A 3,075-nucleotide genomic window follows, 5' to 3' on the forward strand; every position below is an offset into this window, starting at 1 on the left:
ACAGTTTCCCAACTTCCCAATGTAAATTTGAAATTGATGGTTTCCCGATGATTTGGAATTGTTATTTTGTAGTAGGTGCTATCCTTTTTTTCTAGTTTCAACTTAGGTCTTCCGCCAGACCAACCTTCAAAATCTCCTGAAATATAGATGTCTTTTGAATAATCGTGATTGCTTGGCAAATTGGTTACAACCAGCGTAACAGATTTTTTACCATCTGTAGTGTCGTCTTTTTGTTTTCCTTTGCAGGAAACGAAAAGTAGTGAGAGTAGTATAACGGTGAGTTTTGTTTTCATATTTTTTTATAGTTTCAAAGTACTTCTCGATACAATTTTCTATCTAAAATTACTCGATGTGACGTTTTCAGTATTGTGAGGCATTTCAAAGTGTCAGTTCGAGCGCAGTCGAGAACACTTTTGAAATGTAAAGGTTAAAAAAATGAATCTCAATACTAATAGCTCAATTCTCAATACTATATAATATAATGCTTCCTTTTTCTTTTAACTCAATAGCGTCATTCCACATAAATGTTGAACCTGTAATTACATTTTTCAATGTTTTTCCTGTTAAGTTCATTTCTGCGTAACGTTTTAAATTTATTGTAATTGGTTGTTCGTTTTTGTTAATGATATGCACTACGGTTTCGTCTCCCAAAGTTCTAAATAGAAAATAAGTTCCCATGAATGGTGCAAAATGAACTGTTTCTCCTTCATGAATGGCTTTGCTGTTTTTGCGAAAGTTCAATAGTTTTTTAAGATACGATTGCATGTCTTTTTGATCAGCAGTTAAACCTTTGCCAGTAAATGCATTGATTTTGTCGCCTTCCCATCCGCCAGGGAAATCGGTTCGTATTAAACCGTGATCGCCTGGTTTTGCAAAGTCGTTCATTAAAATTTCGGTTCCATAATAGAGTTGTGGAATTCTTGGAAGCATTAATTGATAACTTAGCGCCATTTTAGTATCAGCAATATCACCTTTTAGTTGTGTAAAGATGCGACTCATATCGTGATTGTCTGGGAAAATCATGATGTCTTTCGGATTCGCATACTGAAAGTCGTTTGCCAAACCTTCATAGATTTTTACCAAACCTTTGTCCCAAGATTCCTTTTCTGTTAAGGCTTCCACAGTTTTGCGTTGCATAGCAAAATCCATGGTAGATTTTAAATTACTTTCATACCCATCTTTGTTGTTTGCGCCTTTTTGCCAGTAGCCAATTAGCAATGGATTGTAACTCCATTCTTCGCCAACAATGGAAAAATTTGGATATTCGGTCATGATGGCGCCTGCCCAATTGCTCATAAATTCCTTGTCAGGATATGGATACGTATCTTGTCGAATGCCGCTTAAACCCAACGATTCAATCCACCAAATACTGTTTTGAATGATGTAGTTTGCCATGTATGGATTTCGTTGATTGAGATCGGGCATGGTTTCTACAAACCAACCATTTGTCATTCCTTCTTTGTCGCTTTTGGAAGCATACATATCTTGATTTGAAGTTCTTCGATGGTTTGAAAAGGTTGTTTTTTCACCATTTTCGAATTCCTTTTGATAGTTTACCCAATCATTGAATGGCAAATCTTTCATCCACCAATGTTCCAAACCACAATGATTTGCTATTTGATCCATGATTAGTTTTATTCCGCGATCGTTGGCTTTGTCTGCGAGTTCTTTGTATTCGGCAAGTGTTCCAAACCGCGGATCTACTTGGTAGTAATCTGTGATGGCATAGCCGTGATACGAACCGCGTTTCATATCGTTTGTGAGTAACGGACATGACCAAATTGCAGTGAAACCCATTTCGTCTATATAATCTAAATGGTCTGTGATTCCTGTAATATCGCCACCATGACGTGCATAATTATCTTTCCGATTGATGGTAGTTTCGTTTAAGTTTTGAAACGTATCATTTTCAGGTTTTGCATTTGCAAATCGATCTGGAGTGATAAGATATAATACGTCCGAACTGTCAAAACCAATATAGTCTTTCGCAGCTTTTGTACGTTCTTTCAAGTGGTACGTTTGGATAAGTTTTTTATCATTTTCAAACTTGAATTCAATATTAAACTTTCCAGGTTTTGTATTTTTTGAAATGTCTAAATCAATGAATAGATAGTTTGGACTTTCACCTTTTTGAACTTTTTCAATGTTGATATTATTGTTTGATATTGCTGGCGTCGCTTCCGCAATATTTGGATGTTTGACTAAGAGTTGCAGTTTTGTGTTTTTAAAACCTGTCCACCAATAAGGCGGTTCTATACGTTCAATATCGTTTTTGATTTCGGTTACTTTTGGTGTTTTTTGAACTGTATCAGATGTTGTGCCTTCTATTTTTTTACAAGAGAAGCAACTTATAAATGCTATGAGGGCGATTATTTTTTTCATCTGATTGGTTTTTTTAGCTTTTACGTCAAGCTGAACTTGATTCAGCTTCACATAATGATTTTTAGCTTGTGATGAGATTCTGAATCAAGTTCAGAATGACGTTTTGTGTTTTTTAGTATTGAGAATTGAGACGAGGTTATTTAACCTTTATTTTTAAAAGATTCCTGCCTACGCAGGAATGACAAACTCAGCAATCATGTGTCATTCCGCACTTGTTGCGGAATCTATTTAGATTCTTAATGGATTCCTACCTACGCAGGAATGACATTTGAAACCATCTCAATACTGTGACGAGAAGCACTAGATTTCATAGTACTTCTCGATACAATTTTTTTTCAAAAAATCACTCGAAGTGACGTTTTCGTTTATTAAAATGATATTTTGAAACAATCTCAATACTACTATCTCAATTCTCAATACTATATATATTCCAATATTTTATATGAAACTTAAAAGTTTCTCACTAGCCCTGATTGCAGCGACATCCTCCCGATTTTCTCGGGAGATATAGCGGAAAGCAGGAAATAGCTCCTAAAACTTATTTTACATTTAAACAGTGACCAAATCGTTTGGTGAAACGGCTACTTTTTTTCCATCGACCAAAATCACTAAATCGTCTCCTTTTTCAAGTTCAAACGAGGTTCCGTTTTGTGTGACATTGATTTTTAGAATGTGATTTCGGTAGTTTACTTT

3 protein-coding genes are annotated in these 3,075 nt (G+C 35.3%); all 3 read right to left on the bottom strand.

The window, feature by feature from the left end; all coding sequences use genetic code 11:
* A partial coding sequence (locus tag AB8B65_RS09135) for a hypothetical protein (RefSeq protein WP_405300643.1) occupies positions 1-293 on the bottom strand: 293 nt, incomplete at its 3' end.
* Between the two features lie 163 nt (positions 294-456).
* A complete protein-coding gene (locus tag AB8B65_RS09140) occupies positions 457-2,382 on the bottom strand; it encodes a glycoside hydrolase family 13 protein (RefSeq protein WP_405300644.1) in 1,926 nt (641 codons plus the stop codon).
* A 549-nt stretch (positions 2,383-2,931) separates the two neighbouring features.
* On the bottom strand, positions 2,932-3,075 hold a 144-nt coding region (locus AB8B65_RS09145), incomplete at its 5' end, for a glycosyl hydrolase family 65 protein (protein WP_405300645.1).

Origin of the sequence: Kordia sp., assembly GCF_045105435.1 — a bacterium.
Lineage (GTDB): Bacteria > Bacteroidota > Bacteroidia > Flavobacteriales > Flavobacteriaceae > Kordia.